Genomic DNA, 19234 nt, shown 5'->3' on the forward strand with positions numbered 1-19234 from the left:
ACATGGTGCGCCTTCGAAGGTCCTCATTTCATCTGTCGGTTCAAGCGTGAGTTTCATCTCGCCTCCGGGAATTCGCTGTATTCCTTGCCGTCGAGCAACCGGCCGGCCTTCCCGGTCTTTGCGAGATGTCCGTGGCCGTCAGCCCAATAGTCGCGCCAGATCTTGCACGGCTCTCGTCCTTCTTCTGCGGCGCACAGAACGATGTCGTGTCCGTCAGAAACGATGCGGAATTCATCGCCGTCGGGGAATCGCCAGAAATTCGTTCCCTCTTCGCGGTCGCCAAGCTCTTCGGCGATCTCCCAACGGCCCCATTGTTTAAAGAAAAACGGGACTTCGGCGGCGGAGCATTGATCGCGCAGCGATCGCGCCCAGGCGGGGTGCATCGGCCGCGCGGCGGGGCCGCTCTCGCCGCCGCAGATGACCCAATCGATGTATGGATTGGGGGTCTGCCACTGGCCAGCTGAGACGCAATGCACATTCCCTGCCTCGTCAATCACGCGACCGATGTTATTCCAAGCATGGACGAAGCGGCCTTCGACGAGTGGCTCTCCGTTGCGGACAACGTGGTATTTGCCGATCGTTCCGAGTGGTGGATGGCCGTTCTCGATTGATGAGCGCAGCCATGCGCTCGGGCCCCTGTTCCAATCCTTTCGCCAGAAATCCATAACTTGTTTCTGGACGATTTCCGGAACCCATGAGGGCCAGTCGAAATCTGCCCAATCGCGCTCGCTGCGCCGCGTGGCGCGAATATAAGGCGACATGTCGATTGCGCCCAGCATCGGCTCGATCGAAACGAAGCGCATCGCCGCCGGCGTCGCGAGAAGGTCTGGGATGCGCTCGTCGGCGCGGGGCTGGTCTTCGGCGGTGACGCCGAGCCAGACATTGGGGAGAGGCCAGTCGCAATCCTCAAACAAACCAGCTGCACATGGACTGCCTGTCAGCTCCCCCGCCAGCGCCTCCATGTCTTCGCGCCATTGGCCGCTTGCGTGAAAGCACTCGACTGAACTTTGCAGATAGCTACGCATTCGCTTCGGCCGCTTCGTCAGCAACGCGAAACGATGCTTCGGGCAGAGCGCCATGACGGCGAAGATGCGATCAAGCCATTCGTCTTTGACCCAGTCGCCGAAAATATCGCTCATGCTGCAAACGAACACCCCGCGCGGCGCGCGCCATGACAGCGGCTGCAGCAGCGTCTTTTCGTCTAGAAAGATCTCGACGTCGCCCCTCTGGCGATGGCCAGGCTTATAAGGCAGGCCGGTGCCGCCGGTGTCGCCGGCCTTGACGTTGAGCGCTTCGGCGTAGCAATGTTCGCAGGCCGGCGAGACCTTCTCGCAATGCCAGCCGCGCTTGCCGGTCATGACATTGCGCGCGCGGATCGGGTTCCAGGTGACGCCCTTGGGCAGGCCGAGCGACGCCCATTCGATCTTGGTCATGAGCCGGATCGCTCTTTCAGCGCCTCGGCCCGCGCGCGATTGAGTTCGGCCATCGCCTCGTCAGAGCCGCCGCTATCGGGATGCGCGGCCTTGGCGCGATGCTTGTAGGCGGCCTCGATCATGAATTCTTCGCTCTCGCGCGGGATGCTGAGAACTTCCCACCATGGCTTTTCGCGCACCGGCGGCGGAAGCGCTGCGAACCCGTGGAACGCGCGCTCAAGCAGGGCCCCGCCGCCGTGGCGCTCAAGCGCGCGCAGAGCGGCGATCGCGAGTCCGATCGAGCGGAGATTGTCATGCACCGTCAGGAAGGCGTCGCGCGCCATGACCATCTGCTTTTCCTTACGCGTGAAATAAACGGCGACGCCGGGGTCTTCGATATTGCGCCGGGCCTGATCAGAGCGCGGCGATCCGTCGCGGTTGAGCGGCAACCAGGAGGAGATCACGATCCCGCCCGCGCCAAGAAGCTCCAGTTCGTGCAGAAGATCGCGGCGCGCCTTATCGAACGTCGTTTGAAAATGCGTGTTGTGGCGCCGGCGCTCGATCGGCGTATGCGGCCAGCCTTTAGGCCATTGCAGTGGATAGGCCTGTGTCATCTTTTGAGATCCATGGTTTCGGCGCGCTGACTCGCCTGTTCGACCACGGCTTCGATCTGTGTGTCGAAGGTTTCGACGAGGCGCTGCCCGGCCTCATAGAGCGGCGCCATGAGGTCGCTGACCGCGCGCTTCTCGCGGTCAAGATAGAGGCCCGGCGCGAGGACGGGGCCGAAGCTCTCCATGTCGGCGCGCTCTTGCTTGAACGCCTCGAACAGCGCGACATGCGGGCGCAGAATGCCTACCGCGGCGTTGAGCGCCAGAGAGGCGGCCTGTAAGGCGGCGCGTCGCTCGTCGAGCGTCAGTTTGGCGAATGACGACGCGCTCATGGCTGCGCTCCTCGAAGCGCTGCAAGGATGCGCTCGGCGTGGCGCGCCTGGGCGATCGCGTCGTCGAGCGCGTTGTGCGCGGTTCCGAACGGCTCGAACGCAATGTCGGGACGTAGGTTCTTTAAGGTGCGGTAGCAGCGCTCGTTGCGGAAGGTCCAGGGCGCTTCCATGCCGAGCCGTTCGTAGGCTTGGCGCAGCACGACATTATCGAAGCTTGCGCCATTGCCCCAGACCTTTGGTTCGCTGAAAAGCGAGCAATGGGTTGCGAAACGCCGCAAGGCTTCGCCGATGCCAACCGCAAATTCATCATTAAGCGCCGCCCGCGCAGCATCCGATTGCTTCGCCCACCATTGCACCGTGCGCGCGGTGATGCATCCGCCTTCGTCCTGCGAGCTTTGCGGATCAACGGCGACGTAGAATTTTCGGCGCGGAAGAAATGCATTATCCTGATTGGAACCGTCGTCTGAAAACGTCGCCGCGCCGATCGCGACAATGCAGGCGTCTGGCCGCGAGGATAGGGTTTCGAGATCCAGCATGATGTTCATGGCGCGTCGGCCTTTCCCTTGCGCGCGGCGCGCGCCTTCTTCGCTGGCGCCGGCGGGTGCGCTTCGTCGTCCGCGATCGCCGCGGACATGGCCGCCGCGAGCGTCGTCTCGCCACCGACGTGGATCGCGTCGACGCCGGCGTCGGGCAGTTCCCGCGCCGCGGCCCAATCGGCGAAGGGCGCGGGCAGATGGCCTTTGTCATTGGACAGGCGCGCGACATAGTCGCCGAGCGCGCCCTTCTTCATCGTCTTGACGCGACCGGCTTCGCCCGCGCCGATCAGCCCCGTGACGCAGCCGAGCGTGACGGATTTCGGCGCGGTCTCGAAGAAATCGCGCCGGTCGAGCGCGACGTCGAACGCGCCTTTGAGATCGCCGCCGCGCGCCCGCACCGCGGCGCAGATCGCGCCGATCGTCTCGAACCGCGCCTCGCGCGTGTCGATCGCGGCGGCGATGAGACGAAACAGCGCGACGGAAAGATCGCAGGTCGGCGCGCCCGCGCAGATCTTGAGGGCCGCGTCGAAACGCGCGCCAGCGATTTCGGCCAGAAGGCTGTCGACCGGCTCCTCCGGCGCGCCGAAGGCTCGCGTGTTCAGCTTGACGACCTCGGCGCCATACTGACAGCCGAGCGCCGCGACGGCGAGCATCAGCGCGATGTCGCCGCGCCGACGCGTCACGTCGCGCAGCGCCTGCGTCACCGCCGCGTCGATGACGCCGCGCAGCGCTCTGCCGGGCTCGGCGAGCGGGTCGGGGATCGCCGCTTCGGCCTTGGCGCTCACCCCACCCGGCTCGCTCGGCTCGCCACCCTCCCCGTCAGAGGGGAGGGAATCGCCTTCGATTTCGTCACCGCCTTCGCCGGCTTCCGTCTCCGGTTCGGGGATCGGCAGGCCGCGCGTGAAACGGACCCGGCCATAATGATCGAGATCGGCCACGATGGCATATTGCGCACGCTCTTCGCGTTCGATCATGCGCAGCAGCGCGTCGCGATAAATCATCTCCTGTTCGTCGTGCATCTCACGCGCACGCATGGGATCGGCGCCGTGCGTCTCTTTGTTGATTTCCTCAAGCCGCGCTTCCTCGGCGACGGAAAAGTCGGGCTCCGGCTCATCGCCGTCGTAATCGTTCTCACCCTCGATCAGCGCCGCGCCCCAACCCTCTTCGGACTGGACGCGCGCGGCTTCGGCGCGCAGCGCGTCATTGACGATCCGATGCGCGATCGCCGGGTCGCGGATGACGATCTCGTCTTCGAAGAGGTTCTCCTCGATGCGCCCGCCGGCGGCGACATAGGCTTCGACGCGCGTCTTGTCGGCGAGCAGGAACTTGCCCTCGGGGCCGCTGTTCGACAGCGTCTCGCCGCGCAGCTTGCGGCGGATGCCGACCGCGCCCCATTCATAGTTCGGCTGGCCGGCAAGCGTGTCGAGCAGCGCCTCCTGCGCCTCGATCGGTCCGGCGGTGAAGGCGATGGCCTGCTCGCGATCGATCTCGCCCAGACGCCACAGGCCGCGCACGCGCGGGCTCAATCGGCCCAGCGCCAGGCGCTGCCGGACGTGGCGCGCGTCCTGGCCGAAATGCGTGGCGATCTGCTCAACGCTTGCGCCCGATTCCTCGAGACGGGCGAAGCTTTCATATTCCTCGACAGGATGCAGCGGCTTCGGCGAGACGCTCAGCATCAGCGCGACCTCGCGCGCTTCGATCTCGTCGCCTTCGACGCGCGTCGCCAGCGCGTCGCGCTCATCACCTGCCGCGGCGAGCGCGCGTAGGGCACGCCAGCGCCGACCGCCGTCGAGCACTTCGTAGCTGTGCGGATCCTCGGGGCAAGGGCGCAACTTGATCGGCGATTGCTGGCCGCGGGCGGCGATCATCGCGGCGAGATCGGTGACGTCGCTCTCCATGTCCTGGCGCGGGTTGAGCGGCGAAAGACGAATGATGCGGTCGAGCGAAACGGCGACGATCTGTGCGGTGGGTTCGATGGTCATAGTCTCGTCGTTCCTCATGCGGCGGGTTGTGACGGATCGAGCCTGATCGGCAGACCGAGAAATGTCGTCCAGCGCGCCCGCACGGCGGCGTTCGCGCCCGGCGCCTTGGCGGCAGGCGCCGGCGGATTTATCCAATCCGGATAGTCGGCGTCGATGTCGGCGCGCATGGGCATGATCAACCCGAAAGCGTCTAAATCGTGCTGCGCGGCGCGCACGAGATGCGGCGCATGTTTTCCGCTCGAGACGATCCTGATCGCCCTGGCTTGCGCATCGCCGCACAACGCCCGGGACAGTCGCCGCAAGTGATGGTGACAGATCGCATCAATCGGGAGCGCCTCGTCAGGCTTCGCGGCAAGAAGCCCGCGCCAGCTTGGATATGTTCCGTCGATGACGGGCTTGTCCTTGAACTGCACGAGTTGGATTTTCTCGTTCAGTTCGGCGAGCGCCGCGAAACACGCTTCTGCGCGGTCTTCCATCATCTCTGGCGCAGGCGTCGTGATGAGGCCGGCCCGGTCGGATGTGACGACGATCTTGTAATTATGGTTGAGCGTTCGGATGGCGTGCGAAACGTCGGCGATGAAGCGCTTGTTGAGATGCACGATCCCGGAACCATTTTCCACGAAGGCGTTTTTATCGCGGATCGCCACGAGCTTATAGCCGTCGGTCGCGACAAGCACGGCGCCGCCCTCGGCGATGGGTTCGATATTAACGCCGGTGAGATGATAGCGCGTCTCTTCTTGGCCGACGCAGAGATGGGCGCGTAGCAGCAGGCCTGCGTCGACAATGCAGCGGAAGGCTGGTTTTTGCGGCTTCGGTTGATCTTCGCTCATACTGACAATTCTCCAATCCAAGAGGGTCTGCGCGCGGAACGGCGTAGGTTCGGCGCGCTGATGAAAGCGCGGCGCGCGGCGTCATAGTCTCGCGCCGCATCGAGCTGGCGATGGGCGAGTTTCCATGCGGCGAACATCGCGGCGGACCATGTCCGCGCACGTCCGGCGCGAAATTCGCTGCGCGCCTTGCGGGTGATCGCGCCGCGATTAAAGCGCCCGTCAGCATGGATTAGCGGACGGGTCAGCGTCGCATGGGCGGCGGGAGAGATGCGCGCCGTTTGTGTGACAGAGCTCATCTCGGCGGCCTCCACTGTTCTTCAAAAGCGCCGCCAACCGGAACAATCGAGCGCTTCCAATTCCATTTACTAAGGATTGTCAGCATTCCGTCTGTCATCGCCTCGACGATAACCGGCGTCATCCCTTCTGACTCGATTCCAGCAACCAGTTTTCGCAGCGCCCCGGCTCCTGGCGCCTTCGCAGCAATGGCGACGATCCGAACCTCTCGCGCCGCGTCGTCAATAGCGACAACGCCATCATGCCAAACGTTAGAAGCGAACCAAGGCCGCTCGTCGAGATCCAAAGGTCTGCGTCCGAATTCTATCTCGTCGCGTTTCATGGCGTCCATCGGCGATACGCCGTTGAGAAGATCGGCAAGGCATTTCTGTAGAGCGGCGCGGCCTGCGCGCTGCTCCGACGTCGCGCTGCGCGTCATGCGCAATCCCTCCATTTCGCGGTGTAGCGCGTCTCGCGCGGCCATTTGCCGTCCGGCGTCTGGTAAAAACGCGGCGCGTCGGGGTTGGCGAGCAGCAGGCGATTGTCGATCGTCAGCGCCAGCGCCCGCTCGGTCGTGTCGAAGCGTTCAGCGGCGCGGTCGAGCGGGCCCGTATAGGCAAGTCGGCCGCAGCAGTAGATGTTGACGACGCGCCGCATCACGCTCTGCCCTTTTCGTAGTGGGCGTCGAGCTCTGTGAGTGCCTTGCGCAGCACGTCGCGAAGATCTCGCTTGCCCCAAAAGGTCACGGCGCTGCTGTCGTCATCGCCTGGCCTGTGAATGAACGGACCTTTGAGTTCGAATGCCTCGCCGTCTTCCTTCACCGATACGGGACGAACGCCGCCATCAATCATCGGCTTGTAAGAGACGGGTAGCTCCAGATAGAAACGCAGCCCGGTGAATGAGTGGCCGTCGATCTCCTTCGAAATGATCTCGATCCGGTCCGTCATTTCTTCTGCGTAAACATTCACGCGCATTTCGATCTCCTACGAGGCTCTCAGACATGAAAGATTTCGATCGTCACAGGACCGTTGCGCATGTCGCCGGTCATCTGGCCGTCGAGCATGGCGCGCTCGCGCGGCGTCAAATTCCGGTATTTGGCGATACGCACGTCGCCGCGCATGATTCCGCATGGGCAACCGACGCAGGATGATCCGACGCTGTAGCCGTTCTCGTGCAGCCATTGCTTGGCGGCGGCTTGGGCGGCGAAGTCGCCCTGATCGTGAAATGTCTTGATCATCGTCGTTGTCTTCTATCTGCGCGCCGGCATGCCCGGCGTCTCTAATTCCGCAAGTCGATTGGCGCGGCGGTGAAGCTCTGCGAGCGACGCGCGCTCGGCTTCGCTGCGCGGCTTCGCCTCTCTGCAGGCGATCATCACCGCGCGCGGCCCGGCGTCGCAGAGCCAGAAAGAACGGACCAAGCCGAAGGCTTCGATGACGGCGCGATTGAAGTCGCGCGCCACGGATGGTTCGCGCGCGCTCACGGGTTCGCCCCGTGAAAGGCGGAGTAGAGGCCAAAGGCCGCGATCGCGACCGGCAGGAAGGCGACAAGAATTGCGTCGATGTTTTTCATCTGATCCAACACCTTCCCTGAAAGGCGCAATCGCGCGAGGAGAGAAAATCGAGATGTCGTCGGCGCGGCTTGACCCAGAGCGAGTCCGCCGCGTAGGCGAGCGCCATAACGACGATGAGCGCGAGGTGAAAGCGCGGCGCGGCCATCACGCGCGCCCTTTCATTTCCGGCTGGCCTTCGAAGCGAGCGATCTGCTCCTTCATCATCGTCACGATGTCGCGACGATCCGCGCCGTTCGAGATGTAGTTGCAGCGCCCGTCTTGCGCGCCGAAAGGGAAGACGAGCAAAACGAAACCCGTCTTGCGGTCAGATCCCTTCGCCTCGCCGTTGAGGAATTCGTCGAGCGTCCGCGCGATCGCCTGCATCTTTTCGCGGTAGCTGTCCTCAATCGGCGCATCGCCGAGTCTTTCCTTGCTCATCGCGCAATCCTCGCTTCGTAAACTCCGCGTCTTTGCAGTGGCGCGAGTTCGATGCGCAGCTTCCTCGGACGCTTCGGAAATGGCCTGACCGCGATCTTCCGCTTCGGCGGAATGAACGCGCCGACGTGATTTGCCTCTCGGCGCTTCGCCTTGGCGATCGCGGCGACGTCGTCTTTCGTCTTCTCGGCGTGGCAGGGGATGCAGAGAATGCGGGCGTTCTCGAATGTCGGCTCGCCCGTCAATCCGTCCGGATCGTCATGGTCGCATTCATAGGCGCCCGGCTTGACGACGGCGTAGCAGCGCGTCCCGTTCTCAAGAACGCCCTCGCATCTGCCGCCGCAATGCTTGTAGCGGGCGACGATGATCGAGCGTTTGAAGTTCTTGCGGGCCATCACTCCGCCTCCTCGACGAACTCGCCGGAGGCGTTGAGCGAATACCAAATGCCCGCCTTGATGCCGTTCTCGCCGACCTTGCTCGCGCGAATGGCGAGGATGTCGCCGTCCTCATCGCGACAGACGAGGCAGATCGCGCCGCCTTCTCCGGCTTTCGCTTTCGATCTACGCCCGAGTGCGGCAGCAACAGAATTCTTGCCGCTGGTGGCTGCGTTCGACCCGTAGCCGCTGGTGGCTGCGTTCGCCCCGTCGCCGCTGGTGGCTGCGTTCGCCCCGTCGCCGCTGGTGGCTGCGTTCGACCCGTAGCCGCTGGTGGCTGCGTTCGCCCTGTCGCCGCTGGTGGCTGCGTTCGCCCTGTCGCCGCTGGTGGCTGCGTTCGCCCCGTCGCCGCTGGTGGCTGCGTTCGCCCCGTAGCCGCTGGTGGCTGCGTTCGCCCCGTCGCCGCTGGTGGCTGCGTTCGCCCCGTAGCCGCTGGTGGCTGCGTTCGCCCTGTAGCCGCTGGTGGCTGTCGATTCCTTCTCGACCGTCGCCTTGTCGAAAATCCATCTCACCGCGCGTGAGACGATCTCGCCGATCGAAAGCTCGACGCCGATCGTGATCGTGGCGCTGGCGATCTTCGTATCTTCGTCGTGACGCGCGAGATCGCCGCTCTGCTCGACTTCATGAAAGCGCGAGACGCCGACGGGATAGTAACGAAACACGTCGAGCGGGTTTTCGCAGGCATGCCAGCCGTTCTGGCAGACGACGATCGGTCCTTCGACGGAATAGGTTTTACCGACCTCGAACTGAAAACCGCGACACTTCAGATCGCGGTCGAAGCCCTTCACCGTCTTGACGACGACGGGCGCAGTCGGCGCGACCGCGGTGATTTTGGTTTTTTTCGACTTGCGCGCCATTACTTCCTCCGAATGCGGCGCGGGGCGACCCGCAGACGCAGCGCCGCAAGCCGGTCGGCGACGAAAGGCGCGAGCGCCGAAGCGAACATGGCGATGTCAAGCAGGTTCATGACGGCGACCTCCCGGCGCGGACGGCGATCAGCGCGCGCGGCGCGCGGGGACGCGGACGCGGCGCAGCCGGGCGAGCTCCGAGCGGATCGCGACATATTGGGCGATCAAGCCGCCGACGCAGAGCGCGAGAAACGGCAGCGAAAAAAGCAGGGTCGCGAACTGCTGTTCGGTGAGCAATGAATGAAGGAAGGACATGGTCTGGTCTCCACAGGCGAAGCGCCTATGGAGGGATGATAGGTTGTAATTTTCCAACTCGTCAATAGGAAAGTTGGAAATCTTCAACTTATTATTGCGCGCGGTCTAGTTGCGGGCTACGGTCGGTTGGAAACGGAGGCGGGGATGGCTGAAGGAATGCTTACGCCCGGGGATATGGAAAAGCTCGCGATTAACGAGCGGGTGGCGCGGGAGGCGTTCGATCTGGGTCAACGCAGGCTCGCCGATGCGCTTGAGACGAAGGCGCACTTCGACCATAAGGCGACGACGATATTCACCGCCTTCGTCACAATCTCGCTTGCGGTTTTCGGCGTGGGGGCGGCGATCCTACGAGACCCGCTCTTGCGCGAAACGGCATGGGCGTTCTTTTGCTCCGGGACGTTTTTCGTCGCCGCCGCTTTCGTTTCAGCGTGGAGCATGCGCGGGATGGAGTATGGGTATATGGGCTGGGCCCCTGAAGTGTGGTTGCGGTCAGGCGTCATCGACGGCGACGACCAAACTGTTGGCCATATGCTCGCCTATGGCGCGCACAGAACAGTTCACCTAATCGCGCAAAGCCAAGCGTCGAACAGCGCGAAAGCCGCACTGCTGCTGAAGGCCGTCATCATCGGCGCGTGTGGCGCGCTGGCGTTCGGCGCGTCGGTAGGGCTGACGCTCTGGTCTATCGGGTGATTAGCCCGCCACCGATATCTTTCTTGCCGGTATCGCTCGGTTGTTCCGGCGGCGGCGGAGGCGGGTCCTTCTTATCGCTCATAATGGTCTCTGAGGCTTTAGATCCAAAGGGGGAGTTAATGGCCGCGAGCATGCTTGTTTTCGAGGGTGAAGGCGGCGAACTCGCTTCTTACCTTGGAGTCGATTTTAGCGAAGCCGCGCCGTCGCGCGAAAGCGAGGAGCTGATCAGGGTCTATTATGATTCGTTCGATCAGGACGCGGGACCCCTGCCGCCGAAGGTCGTCGATTTTCTGACGCATCTTGGCTTCCCACTGGTCGAAGGCGGGGATCATTGCATCGTCGCAAATCTCTTTAATGCGCTCATAGTCCTCGCGCCGAAACCAGGCGACGGCGACCGCCCTTAACGCAGCCATCTTTTTCTCCCGTTGGGTTTCCGGGTCACCGCCCGCCACAGCAGCGCCAAACATAACATTTCTGTTGACTTGATCAAGCACAACATATATGTTGCGTCCATGAACAGTAGGCAGGCCAAGCGCTATCTCGCCCAAAAGGGAGCGACGTTCTATCCCGGCAAAGGCGGACACCTTCACGTCACGCTTAACGGCAAGCGCTCGGTCCTACCGCAGCATGGCGGATCGAAAGACATTCCCAAGGGGCTCTGGCTTTCGATCCTCAAGCAGCTCGGCATAGAGGAAAAATAATCATGCGTTACGCCGTCACGCTCACCAAAGACGGAGACGGGATTTCCGTTTGCGTCCCCGACATCCTGGAAGCCCTTACCTTTGGTGAGGATCGGGACGATGCGCTCGCCCGCGCGTCTGATGCGATCGAAACCGCCCTCATGGGCTATATGGCCGCCCGTGAAGACATTCCGGCGCCAAAGGCGAAAGGGCGTCACTACGTCACGCTGCCCGCCCTTTCCGCAGCGAAGATCGAACTCTATTCGGCGATGCGCGCCGCCGGACTCGGAAAGGCCGCGCTCGCCAAGCGGCTCGGCGTCGCCCTGCCGCAGATCGACCGATTGCTTGATCTCGGCCATGCCTCGCGGCTCGACGCGATCGAGCGCGCCTTTGCCGTGCTCGGCAAGACCATCAGCATCGAAGTGCGCGACGCCGCGTAGGAATTACCCGCTTTTATTGTCCCGCCATGGCGGGAGCGCGGGTCAGGGGCTTGCTCAGCGCCGGGGCGAATTGTTCCGGCGGCGGCGCGTCGGCGCCGGAGCTGGTCGGCCCGCACAATCCGCCTAATGCGCCGACCGGGTTCTGGCCGGCGGCGCGCGCTTCGGCAATCGCATAGGCGCAGTATCCCCAGTCTGGCCGGCGGCCGAGCACATAGTCGACGCGCTTCCAAAACAGCCGATAAAGCGGAACATTGTCCATCTGGCCTTCGAACGTCGATCCGCCACTCCCCTGTCCAGCTTCGGAAATCGACACGCTCGCGACCATTTCCCCGGGCGCTTCCTCGACGGTGAACTCCCATTTTTCCCGGCCCGTCGCGGCCGCAAGAACGGCATAGATGAAATATTTGCGCAGCGCGGTGAACCCGTGGGCGGTGTGGCGTATCTCAACGTCCTCGGGGTCTGAATGCTTCATCACCGTTTCCGCGGCGCGAATGATCCGCTCGCGGTCTTCCCCCTTGTAACGCCGCGTCGCTTCGGCGAGAAAATCGTCCCGATCGACGATCCTGTGCGAATTGCAGCCCGCGAGCGTCGCTACGGCGATCACAGCTGCAAGCGGCATTATGAATTTCAACATCTTTGTAACCCCCGTGCGCTTTAATCAGGTCTTGCGTAAGCCCTACGGGCGGTTAGCCCGCGTCGGCAACTGCGTCATGGAAATCGTGCTCATGGACGATAAGAAGTCGCGCGCCAGCTTTGCGTAATTCGACCGCCTTCTCCACCTTGCGCCCATAGCAGGCATACATCCAGCAAGGGTTTCCCTCGGCTCCAACTATCAGATATTGCAGGTTTGGCGAGACGCCGTGCAATGGCCTACCCCCTCGTTCGATGACGAGATCGAAAAATTCCGCCCTCGTGTATTTTTCCGACGCGCCAGTGAAACAGAATGTCGACCCGCCAAACGAAATCTCCGGCTGCACAGCGCACACGCCGACGATGCGCGCGCCTTCCAAAAGAAGCGGCTGTTTGATTGTCCTGTCGTCCAGAACGGCGATAAATTCAGCGAAGAAACCCCGAAGCGTTTGATGCGTCGCCGCATCAATGCCTTCTCCCGCCAAAACCCCTGTGACGAGGCTCGAAACCTCATCATATGGCCATAGCGTCCTAAGATGATCGCGCTCCTCGAGCCAGTCGGACAGGCCCCTCAGTTCCTGCTCTGTAATTTTGCCATCGGCCATGATCCCACCCAAGACTGCGTGCAGCCTTTGCATGTCCGCCGCCGTCCCCCCGGTGAAATCTGACGAGCGCAACTTTTCACAAAGCCATAGGATGTCCTGCTTCTCTTCGTCTGAGATGACACCGTCAGCAATTGCGTTTCTGACCACAGGCGCCAGCTCATTAAACGGGTGAGTATCCGTGACGGCGCGATGTTCAAGCAGCCATGTTTCTAGAAAGGCGACCTCGTCACTGTTTATCTCGCCGTCGATGGTGATGCCTTCGACGATTCCGATGAGCGAATTTAAAGACTTCTCTAGCCGAGACCGTCGAGTGAATTTGAAATACTTGGTATGATCCGCGTGCATGATCAACCTCCATGCCGGCCCTCTCAGAGCCTTGAAATTCTCCCCGCTACGCGACCGATAATCGCGACATTTTCGCCATCCAGAATGAGTTCGAAAGGCTCATATTTCGGGTTGGACGATCGGCAAATGATCCGTGGCGGATCGCTGTTGCGCATCAACTGGACGTGCTTAACGATCACGCTGTCACCATCCCTGATCGCGAAGATGGCGTCTTGTTTTGGGTCTTGGTTCGAGCGATCAATGAGAACCCGATCTCCAGGCGAGAGGTCCGGCAACATCGAAGGGCCATCAATGGAGATGATGTCCGTGAACTGTGAGCTGAGCCGCATTTCTCCCTTCAGCCACGAGGAAGGAAAAAACCATTGGTCCTTCACACGCTCTTGCGCTTGTCCTGCCGAATGATCCCCAGGCAGCGCATAACCCCCTCCGTAAGATGCGCCACCGCGCAAGTCGTATTCCGGGATGCCGCGTGTCTTGTTTTCAACAATCGGTTCCGACGGCTCTTGGTGCGGGCGATTGAGTCCCCTCGTTTCGCCGAACTGCGATTCGGTGAGCTGCTCCGGCGTCCAGTCCAGCGCCTTAGCAAGCTTCGCATAATTACCGCCTTGAATACTCGTCTTCCGGTCGATCAAAATATCGTTTACGAAGCCCTTCTTCAGGCCCCCAATCCTCTCGGCCTCGAACTTGTTTCTACCAAGCTCAACCAAGCGGTCTGAAACAATTTCCTTCAAAGACTTAGCCATATTGGATTTATACAACACGCCGTTATGGGTTTCTGGTTGTATTTTTACACTTGACATGGTTGGATTTTTACAACCATATTCCAGTCATGGAAAAGGAACTTGTCGCCAATCTCAGGGCTGTTTTCGACGCCTTCGCAGCTGTCTCGAAACTGAAGGCCTCGACGACGTGGGCAAGAGCGGTTGGCGATGCGCGGTTCATGGACCGGCTCTCGTCGGGATCCAGCTTCACGATCAAAACCTACGACAACGCGATCAAATGGTTCTCCGACAACTGGCCTGACGGCGCTGTTTGGCCTGCGGATATTTCGCGGCCGACTCCTTTCGTCAAACAAACAGCATCCGCCTCCCCTTTCACAGAGGCCGCGCCGTGACGATCCACGTCCTGCATCGCGCCGAAGTCTTGACGGTCGCCGCCGGCGACGACGGCGAGATCGCGATCACCTTCCGCTCGCGCGACGACAAAACCAAGATCGAAGCGATTGGTCTGCAGGCCGCCGACGCAGGAATCTTGATTGAAGCACTCTCAACTGTGCACGACGGGCGCTCGCCGCGCGTCACCATTCGCGAAGAGGGGAATGCCTGATGTTTCGGATCAAACACGCTTTCTCGCATCTCCTCGATCGCTTCTGCATGGCGGTCTACCGCCGCGGCGAGCGCGCTTGGAAAAACTCTCCCGAGCGCGCCGCTCGGCGCGCCGCCTGGCTGGCGTCGCCGGAGCGCGCAGTGGAAAGACTGAGAATAAGGGCGGAGGTCTTTGCTGAGCATCAAATCCTCCGCCATCGCCCTAGCGACGGGCCTGTTCCAGACCGAGAGCGGCTAATAGCCGACTGGCTTCTTTCTTTTGAGCGTCAGGCGTCCATGCGTCCTGGAATGCGCGCGCAATGAGCGCCTCGCGAAACCTCTCGGCGAAGGAGTACTCGTGCTCGATGAGCGCCGTCGCGATTGCGACGATCGCATCGAAATGCGCTTCGCCAGTGAAAAGAAGATCATCCCGCATCGTCGAAACTCTCATGGCAAGGTCTTCGACGCGCGCTTCCAGTTCTTCGATATCCATGGTTCGTCCTCATAGGTTGTCCAAGCCTTCCCATGATGGCGAAAGCCGCGGGGCGCGCAAGCGTTCCGCGGCGCGGTTTCAAGACGATCGCGACCCGCAATGGGGCGTCTTCGTCTGGGGCGCTGTGATGTTCGCATTCTGGATCGGCGTGTTCATCTGGTGGAAGGCGTCATGACCGATCCCGACGACATTCGCCTGAGCACGCGCGCCTCGCTGATCCTCATCGGCTGCGCCGGCCTCGCGCTCGGTCTGTTTCTGTATTTCGGCAAGGTCGCGATCGATGAGGCTGTGCGCCTCATCTTCGGGCCAGGCTGATCGTGAGCTTCGCGGCGATTTCGGATCCCGCCGCGTCGTCCTGCGCCGCAAGGAATGTGCGGCTCGCGTTGCGGTGAGAGTCGCAACGCTCCGTTGAGCCCTCCTTGGGCGTTTCCTCCCTCAACTGCCGGGCGCTTCGGCGTCCGGCTCTTTTGGGGAACTGAATTTGTATCTGCTCTTCCGACTGGCCAGTTGGCCCGCAAATAAACCGAGCATCGTGTTTCGAAGCGGAACTAGGAACGCGCCGAGCCATGGACGGCATCATCAGGTCTGACCGGAGGCCAAAGAGGATTCCATGGACGACGGCGGTTTGGAGGCGGGTGTGCATCTCGACCGTTCGTTACTGGTGACAGCGGGAGAGACTGCACGGAATTTTGTTTCGACGGGCTCCTTCGAGACGCCGCTTCGCGGCTCCTCATCAGGTGAGGTTTCGAAGGCGGCGGACCGGCCTGTCGTTCCTGTGTGCGTCGCATCGCGTTGCGTCTGATTGGCGTCTCCGCGTCGCGTTGCGTCGAGTTTCGTAAAGGAGTTTGGGGAGGCGGACGCAAAACCTTTCGCCGCCCCGCGTTTGACTGGGGCTGTCATTCAGAATTCGTTCGATGACGCGCGCGGCGGGCTGGCCGATCCGCGTCCAACTGTCCGAGTGAGCGTCTATCTCGTCTTCGTCCATGTCCCGATAGGAGCATGTCGACGCATGACGAATCGTCAGAGATTTGAGGACAAACGCATGAGCATCGCGGCGACCGCCGAAAAGATCATCCGCGAAACCATGGCGGAGCGCGGGCTGAAAAAGCCGGACGCGCGTCGCGTCGTGGCGCGCGAGGTCGGCGTCAAGCCCGGCGCGTTGGAGCGCCTGGGCAACGGCTCGCTCGTCCATGTCGAACGCATTACCGATCGGATCAACGCCTATGTCGTGCAGCGGCTGGAAAGAAAGATTGCGGATATTGAGCACGAACTGGCGCTGGCTCGCCTTAAGGCTGATCGCACTGTTGAACCTGACATTGACCGCGCGCGGGCTGCGCTCGAAGACGCGAGGCGGGCGCTGCGCCATGACGGAAAATGAATTGGAGCGCGCGATCGTCGGCTATCTCGACATCCGGCTGCAGAAAGGCCATTGCGCGCTGGCGCTGCCGAAGGGCGAGAGCCTGTCCGGATTTTGGCGGGAGCGCGCCTCGCCCGCCCTGCTACGCGCCGGCGCGCCGCGCCTGGCGATTGTCGGCGCGGGCAAAATCTATCTGATCTTCACGCGCACCGAGGGCGACGACCTTTCCGAACTTGAGGAGGAATTCAAGGCGTGGTGCGCGGCGCATGACACGCCTTATTGCGTGGCCCGCTGCGTCGATGACATTCGCGTCGCGCTCGACCATTGGCGTATCCCGGTGAGGGCTGCGGCATGAGCGACAGGGTAGACGGCGGACAGTTGCGCGCCTTCATCGAGCGGATCGAGAAGCTCGAAGAGGAAAAGCGCGCGATCGGCGACGACATCAAGAGCGTTTACGCGGAGCCAAATCGACCGGATTCGATCCGAAAGCCATGCGCGCCATCGTGGCGATGCGCCGGCAAGACAAGCATAAGCGCGAAGAATTCGAGGCGATCCTCAATCTTTACATGGACGCGCTCGGCATGCTCGGCGACACGCCGCTGGGCCGCGCCATGACCGGGCGTCGCCGCCTGCCCAACCGCCGCGCCGGCGAGACCCGCGCGATGATGTTCCGCGACCGCGAATATCGTCTGACGGTCGGGCGCTTCGACGACGGCGGGCTCGCCGAAATTTTCATCGACGCGGAAAAGGCCTCGACCGATTCCGCCGACGACGCGCGCGACGCGGCGCTTTGCCTGTCGCTCGCCCTGCAATTCGGCGTGCCGTCGGAAACGATCCGCCAGGCCGTGACCCGCGCCAGCAATGGCGCGCCGGCCGGGGTGATCGGCGCCGTGCTGGACGCCTTGGCTGTCGACGAAACAAGGGAGCCGCATCGTGACGCATGAGCCGCGCGCGGGCAGTAAATTTGCGGAGGTGTTGCGCCGCGCCCGGCAAGGCGCGACGCAAAAGCAGATCGCGGCGCAGACCGGCTTTGAATATTTTTATGTCGGCGTGGCGCTGGCAAAGCTGCGTGGCCGTGGGCTGCTGGCGAAGCCCGATGAGATCTGGACCGACGCGGTGCTTGAAGCGCTGCGCGTCGCCATTGTCGTCGATGGGCTGAAAGGCACGGCGGCGGCCGCGCGGCTGACGCAGCGGTTCGAGCGGCCGTTCAGTCGCGATCAGGTCGTCGGCGTCGCGCTGCGCCGCGGCTGGCGCGCGGGCGCTGTCGACGCAGGGGCGGGCCTCGCCAAAAATCCGCCGCGCTGGACGGCGGCGGCTGAAGCCGCGTTGCGCGCCGCTGTCGCGGATAAATTGTCAGGCCGCGAAGCCGGCGTGCGCCTCACCGAGATGTTCAAAATTCCCTATTCACGCAACATGTGCATCGCCAAAGCGCAGAGGCTAGGCCTGCAATTTATCAGCGAACCTGGACCGCGCTGCGCAAAATCAGCGCCTCAAGCGTCGGCGCGCCGGGCCGCGCGCCAGAAGAAACGCGCGCCTGCGGTCGTCTGCGGCGAAGCGCAAGAGGCCTGGGCGCCGCAGCGGCTGGCGCTGCTCGATATGCGCCCGGGCGACTGCCGCTACCCGCTTGGCGACCCGGGCGCGGAAGGCTTCGGCTTTTGCGGCGCGCCGGCGCGGCCCGGCGAAACCTATTGCGCCCATTGCGCGCGCATCGCCTATGAGACGCCAGCGCAGCGCCGCAAGCGGCGCAAGGAATGGTGCGACGCGCGCGGCCTGCGCGTCGAGCGCGAATGGACCGGGCGCGAAGGGAGGCCGGCGTGACGCGCCGCGCCAATCCGGCCGTGGCGCCGCAGGAGATGGTCGACGCAGCGATCGCGGCGGCGGCCAAGATATTCGGGGCGACGCCGCGCGAGGTGCGGCGCGGGTCGCGCCGGCACGCGGCGCGGCGGGCCAGCATCGTCGCCGTGGCCGGGCTCGCCGCGGCCTGTCCCGAGGCGACGCTGACCAGCGTCGGGCGGCAGTTCGGCTATTACGCCGACGGGCGCGGCGCGATCGAGCGGGTCTGCGTGGCGCGACAGGCGACATGGTGGCGCGACGATGCGGTCGAGCGGGTCGCCGAGGCGGCGCGCGCCGCGCGCGCCGCGCCGATCTCGCCGCCGATCTCGCCGCTAATCGTCGCGCCAAGCGTCGCGCCAGCGCCTACGCCAGGCCAAACGCCAGGCCAAACGCCAGGCCAAACGCCAAGCCAAACGCCAAGCCCAGCGGCGCGCGGGCCGCGCGTCGCGCGACTCCGGCCCGCGCCGCGGCCCCGCGACGTCGCGCCGATCCTGTGCGGCGATCCGCCCAAGGGCCGGCGCGAGCTGCTCGAGGCGCTGGCGAGTCCCGACTATGGACGCAGCAACGGCAGGTGGGCGTGATGGCCGGCCTTGGCGAATTTGGCGAACATATGCGCCGGCAAGAGATGGATCTCGCGCGGAATCGAAACGCGCTTGTCGGCCGCGTCGACATGGCGCGCAAGCCGCCTGGTCCGCTCAGCGCGAGCGGCGAATGGCTGTGCGGGCATTGGGCGCAGACCGCCTCGGGCCGCGTCTTTTATCCGCTCGATCCGCGCGTCGAAGACATCTGCATTTACGACATCGCCGCCGGCCTGTCGCGCCTATGCCGCTACGCCGGGCAGCTGCGCGACGACGTCGAGCATTATTCGATCGCCGAGCATAGCGTTTGTCTTGCGCGCTATTTTTACGCGCGCGGCGAGATCGATCTGGCGCGCTGGGCGCTGATGCATGACGCCGCCGAATTCTGCGGCGAATTGATCCGCCCGATCAAAAGCGCGGTTTCCGAATATCGCACGATCGAGGCGCGGATCATGCGCGTGATCTGCGCGCGCTTCGGCCTGCCGCTCGTTGAGCCGGACGCGGTGAAACGCGCCGATCTGCGCATCCTGCTCGATGAGCGCGCCGCGGTGATGGCGCCGCCGCCCGCGCCCTGGGACGTCGACGATATGGCGCCGCTCGGCGCGATCATCCTTTGCTACCCGTCGCGCATGGCGCGCGCTGCGTTCCTGCATTGGTTCGGCGTGCTGTTTCCGAATGAACAGCTCAGCTTCGCTTCACGTGAAACATCATCAACGGCGAGGTAA

The 19234-nt window shown here is 63.1% G+C and carries 31 protein-coding genes and 1 pseudogene; 12 read left to right on the forward strand and 20 right to left on the reverse strand.

Annotated features, from left to right (window positions below):
- Nucleotides 1-53 precede the first annotated feature (53 nt).
- The 16 genes from BN69_RS18410 to BN69_RS19435 form a co-directional block, all read right to left on the reverse strand.
- Complete coding sequence (locus BN69_RS18410) at nucleotides 54-1433, reverse strand: DUF5131 family protein (RefSeq protein ID WP_014891071.1); 1380 nt, start codon at nucleotides 1431-1433, stop codon at nucleotides 54-56.
- Nucleotides 1430-2026, reverse strand: a complete 597-nt coding sequence (locus BN69_RS07965) for a hypothetical protein (RefSeq protein ID WP_014891072.1) — start codon at nucleotides 2024-2026, stop codon at nucleotides 1430-1432. Before BN69_RS07965 ends, BN69_RS18410 begins: the two co-directional genes overlap by 4 nt.
- Nucleotides 2023-2352: a hypothetical protein gene (locus BN69_RS07970; protein ID WP_014891073.1), complete on the reverse strand. Its 330-nt coding sequence runs from the start codon at nucleotides 2350-2352 to the stop codon at nucleotides 2023-2025. The genes BN69_RS07965 and BN69_RS07970 overlap by 4 nt, the downstream gene beginning before the upstream one ends.
- Nucleotides 2349-2897, reverse strand: coding sequence for a 3'-5' exonuclease (locus BN69_RS07975; RefSeq protein ID WP_051013244.1), 549 nt, complete (start codon nucleotides 2895-2897; stop codon nucleotides 2349-2351). The genes BN69_RS07970 and BN69_RS07975 overlap by 4 nt, the downstream gene beginning before the upstream one ends.
- Nucleotides 2894-4870, reverse strand: coding sequence for a ParB/RepB/Spo0J family partition protein (locus tag BN69_RS07980; RefSeq protein ID WP_014891075.1), 1977 nt, complete (start codon nucleotides 4868-4870; stop codon nucleotides 2894-2896). The genes BN69_RS07975 and BN69_RS07980 overlap by 4 nt, the downstream gene beginning before the upstream one ends.
- Nucleotides 4871-4884: 14 nt before the next feature.
- Nucleotides 4885-5700, reverse strand: coding sequence for a beta clamp domain-containing protein (locus tag BN69_RS07985; protein WP_014891076.1), 816 nt, complete (start codon nucleotides 5698-5700; stop codon nucleotides 4885-4887).
- Nucleotides 5697-5996, reverse strand: coding sequence for a hypothetical protein (locus BN69_RS07990; protein ID WP_014891077.1), 300 nt, complete (start codon nucleotides 5994-5996; stop codon nucleotides 5697-5699). The genes BN69_RS07985 and BN69_RS07990 overlap by 4 nt, the downstream gene beginning before the upstream one ends.
- Entirely contained in the window at nucleotides 5993-6412 is a 420-nt protein-coding gene (locus tag BN69_RS07995) for a hypothetical protein (RefSeq protein WP_041926863.1), read from the reverse strand. The genes BN69_RS07990 and BN69_RS07995 overlap by 4 nt, the downstream gene beginning before the upstream one ends.
- Nucleotides 6409-6630: a hypothetical protein gene (locus BN69_RS08000; RefSeq protein WP_014891079.1), complete on the reverse strand. Its 222-nt coding sequence runs from the start codon at nucleotides 6628-6630 to the stop codon at nucleotides 6409-6411. The genes BN69_RS07995 and BN69_RS08000 overlap by 4 nt, the downstream gene beginning before the upstream one ends.
- Nucleotides 6630-6947, reverse strand: coding sequence for a hypothetical protein (locus BN69_RS08005; protein WP_014891080.1), 318 nt, complete (start codon nucleotides 6945-6947; stop codon nucleotides 6630-6632). Before BN69_RS08005 ends, BN69_RS08000 begins: the two co-directional genes overlap by 1 nt.
- A 20-nt stretch (nucleotides 6948-6967) precedes the next feature.
- Entirely contained in the window at nucleotides 6968-7210 is a 243-nt protein-coding gene (locus BN69_RS08010; protein ID WP_014891081.1) for a hypothetical protein, read from the reverse strand.
- A 12-nt stretch (nucleotides 7211-7222) separates the two neighbouring features.
- Entirely contained in the window at nucleotides 7223-7453 is a 231-nt protein-coding gene (locus BN69_RS08015; protein WP_014891082.1) for a hypothetical protein, read from the reverse strand.
- 234 nt (nucleotides 7454-7687) lie between these two features.
- Entirely contained in the window at nucleotides 7688-7960 is a 273-nt protein-coding gene (locus BN69_RS08020; protein WP_014891083.1) for a hypothetical protein, read from the reverse strand.
- On the reverse strand, nucleotides 7957-8352 hold the full coding sequence (locus BN69_RS08025) for an HNH endonuclease signature motif containing protein (protein ID WP_014891084.1): 396 nt from the start codon (nucleotides 8350-8352) through the stop codon (nucleotides 7957-7959). The genes BN69_RS08020 and BN69_RS08025 overlap by 4 nt, the downstream gene beginning before the upstream one ends.
- Nucleotides 8352-9248, reverse strand: coding sequence for a DUF7666 domain-containing protein (locus BN69_RS18415; protein ID WP_014891085.1), 897 nt, complete (start codon nucleotides 9246-9248; stop codon nucleotides 8352-8354). Before BN69_RS18415 ends, BN69_RS08025 begins: the two co-directional genes overlap by 1 nt.
- A gap of 138 nt (nucleotides 9249-9386) precedes the next feature.
- Nucleotides 9387-9554, reverse strand: coding sequence for a hypothetical protein (locus BN69_RS19435; RefSeq protein WP_158491302.1), 168 nt, complete (start codon nucleotides 9552-9554; stop codon nucleotides 9387-9389).
- A 144-nt stretch (nucleotides 9555-9698) separates the two neighbouring features.
- On the opposite strand from BN69_RS19435, the gene BN69_RS08035 reads away from it, so the two are divergent.
- From BN69_RS08035 to BN69_RS08050, 4 genes are all read left to right on the forward strand, one after another.
- Complete coding sequence (locus BN69_RS08035) at nucleotides 9699-10244, forward strand: hypothetical protein (protein ID WP_148277067.1); 546 nt, start codon at nucleotides 9699-9701, stop codon at nucleotides 10242-10244.
- A 119-nt stretch (nucleotides 10245-10363) separates the two neighbouring features.
- Entirely contained in the window at nucleotides 10364-10648 is a 285-nt protein-coding gene (locus tag BN69_RS08040; RefSeq protein WP_014891087.1) for a hypothetical protein, read from the forward strand.
- A 108-nt stretch (nucleotides 10649-10756) separates the two neighbouring features.
- Nucleotides 10757-10945, forward strand: a complete 189-nt coding sequence (locus BN69_RS08045; protein WP_014891088.1) for a type II toxin-antitoxin system HicA family toxin — start codon at nucleotides 10757-10759, stop codon at nucleotides 10943-10945.
- A gap of 2 nt (nucleotides 10946-10947) precedes the next feature.
- On the forward strand, nucleotides 10948-11364 hold the full coding sequence (locus BN69_RS08050; protein ID WP_014891089.1) for a type II toxin-antitoxin system HicB family antitoxin: 417 nt from the start codon (nucleotides 10948-10950) through the stop codon (nucleotides 11362-11364).
- A 13-nt stretch (nucleotides 11365-11377) separates the two neighbouring features.
- On the opposite strand, the gene BN69_RS08055 is transcribed toward BN69_RS08050, so the two are convergent.
- Genes BN69_RS08055 through BN69_RS18420 form a run of 3 tightly spaced genes read right to left on the reverse strand, consistent with a single transcriptional unit; the run spans nucleotide 11378 to nucleotide 13744 of the window.
- Nucleotides 11378-11998 carry a hypothetical protein gene (locus tag BN69_RS08055; protein ID WP_014891090.1) on the reverse strand — a complete coding sequence of 207 codons (621 nt, stop codon included), beginning with the start codon at nucleotides 11996-11998 and terminating at the stop codon, nucleotides 11378-11380.
- Nucleotides 11999-12050: 52 nt separating this feature from the next.
- The gene (locus BN69_RS08060) at nucleotides 12051-12944 is read right to left on the reverse strand and encodes a BRCT domain-containing protein (protein WP_014891091.1); all 894 of its coding nucleotides are present in this window, start codon (nucleotides 12942-12944) and stop codon (nucleotides 12051-12053) included.
- A 23-nt stretch (nucleotides 12945-12967) separates the two neighbouring features.
- Complete coding sequence (locus BN69_RS18420) at nucleotides 12968-13744, reverse strand: S24 family peptidase (RefSeq protein ID WP_083858706.1); 777 nt, start codon at nucleotides 13742-13744, stop codon at nucleotides 12968-12970.
- A 343-nt stretch (nucleotides 13745-14087) separates the two neighbouring features.
- Between BN69_RS18420 and BN69_RS08075 the strand changes: the two genes are divergently transcribed.
- On the forward strand, nucleotides 14088-14270 hold the full coding sequence (locus BN69_RS08075) for a hypothetical protein (protein ID WP_148277068.1): 183 nt from the start codon (nucleotides 14088-14090) through the stop codon (nucleotides 14268-14270).
- A 201-nt stretch (nucleotides 14271-14471) separates the two neighbouring features.
- Here the strand turns inward: BN69_RS08075 and BN69_RS08080 are convergent, their stop codons facing one another.
- Nucleotides 14472-14741: a hypothetical protein gene (locus BN69_RS08080; protein ID WP_014891095.1), complete on the reverse strand. Its 270-nt coding sequence runs from the start codon at nucleotides 14739-14741 to the stop codon at nucleotides 14472-14474.
- A gap of 171 nt (nucleotides 14742-14912) precedes the next feature.
- On the opposite strand from BN69_RS08080, the gene BN69_RS19440 reads away from it, so the two are divergent.
- From BN69_RS19440 to BN69_RS18430, 7 genes and pseudogenes are all read left to right on the forward strand, one after another.
- Entirely contained in the window at nucleotides 14913-15056 is a 144-nt protein-coding gene (locus BN69_RS19440) for a hypothetical protein (RefSeq protein ID WP_158491303.1), read from the forward strand.
- A 727-nt stretch (nucleotides 15057-15783) separates the two neighbouring features.
- Nucleotides 15784-16119 (forward strand): hypothetical protein, encoded by a 336-nt coding sequence (locus tag BN69_RS19130; RefSeq protein WP_148277069.1) that lies wholly within the window; start codon nucleotides 15784-15786, stop codon nucleotides 16117-16119.
- A complete protein-coding gene (locus tag BN69_RS08095) occupies nucleotides 16106-16453 on the forward strand; it encodes a hypothetical protein (RefSeq protein ID WP_014891099.1) in 348 nt (115 codons plus the stop codon). The genes BN69_RS19130 and BN69_RS08095 overlap by 14 nt, the downstream gene beginning before the upstream one ends.
- A pseudogene (locus BN69_RS20035) lies at nucleotides 16450-17042 on the forward strand (DUF2312 domain-containing protein). Before BN69_RS08095 ends, BN69_RS20035 begins: the two are co-directional and overlap by 4 nt.
- Nucleotides 17032-17916 carry a GcrA family cell cycle regulator gene (locus tag BN69_RS18425; RefSeq protein ID WP_014891101.1) on the forward strand — a complete coding sequence of 295 codons (885 nt, stop codon included), beginning with the start codon at nucleotides 17032-17034 and terminating at the stop codon, nucleotides 17914-17916. Before BN69_RS20035 ends, BN69_RS18425 begins: the two are co-directional and overlap by 11 nt.
- Nucleotides 17913-18512 carry a hypothetical protein gene (locus BN69_RS08110; RefSeq protein WP_014891102.1) on the forward strand — a complete coding sequence of 200 codons (600 nt, stop codon included), beginning with the start codon at nucleotides 17913-17915 and terminating at the stop codon, nucleotides 18510-18512. The genes BN69_RS18425 and BN69_RS08110 overlap by 4 nt, the downstream gene beginning before the upstream one ends.
- On the forward strand, nucleotides 18512-19234 hold the full coding sequence (locus BN69_RS18430) for a phage hydrolase of HD superfamily (protein WP_014891103.1): 723 nt from the start codon (nucleotides 18512-18514) through the stop codon (nucleotides 19232-19234). Before BN69_RS08110 ends, BN69_RS18430 begins: the two co-directional genes overlap by 1 nt.

The organism is Methylocystis sp. SC2 (genome assembly GCF_000304315.1).
GTDB lineage: Bacteria > Pseudomonadota > Alphaproteobacteria > Rhizobiales > Beijerinckiaceae > Methylocystis.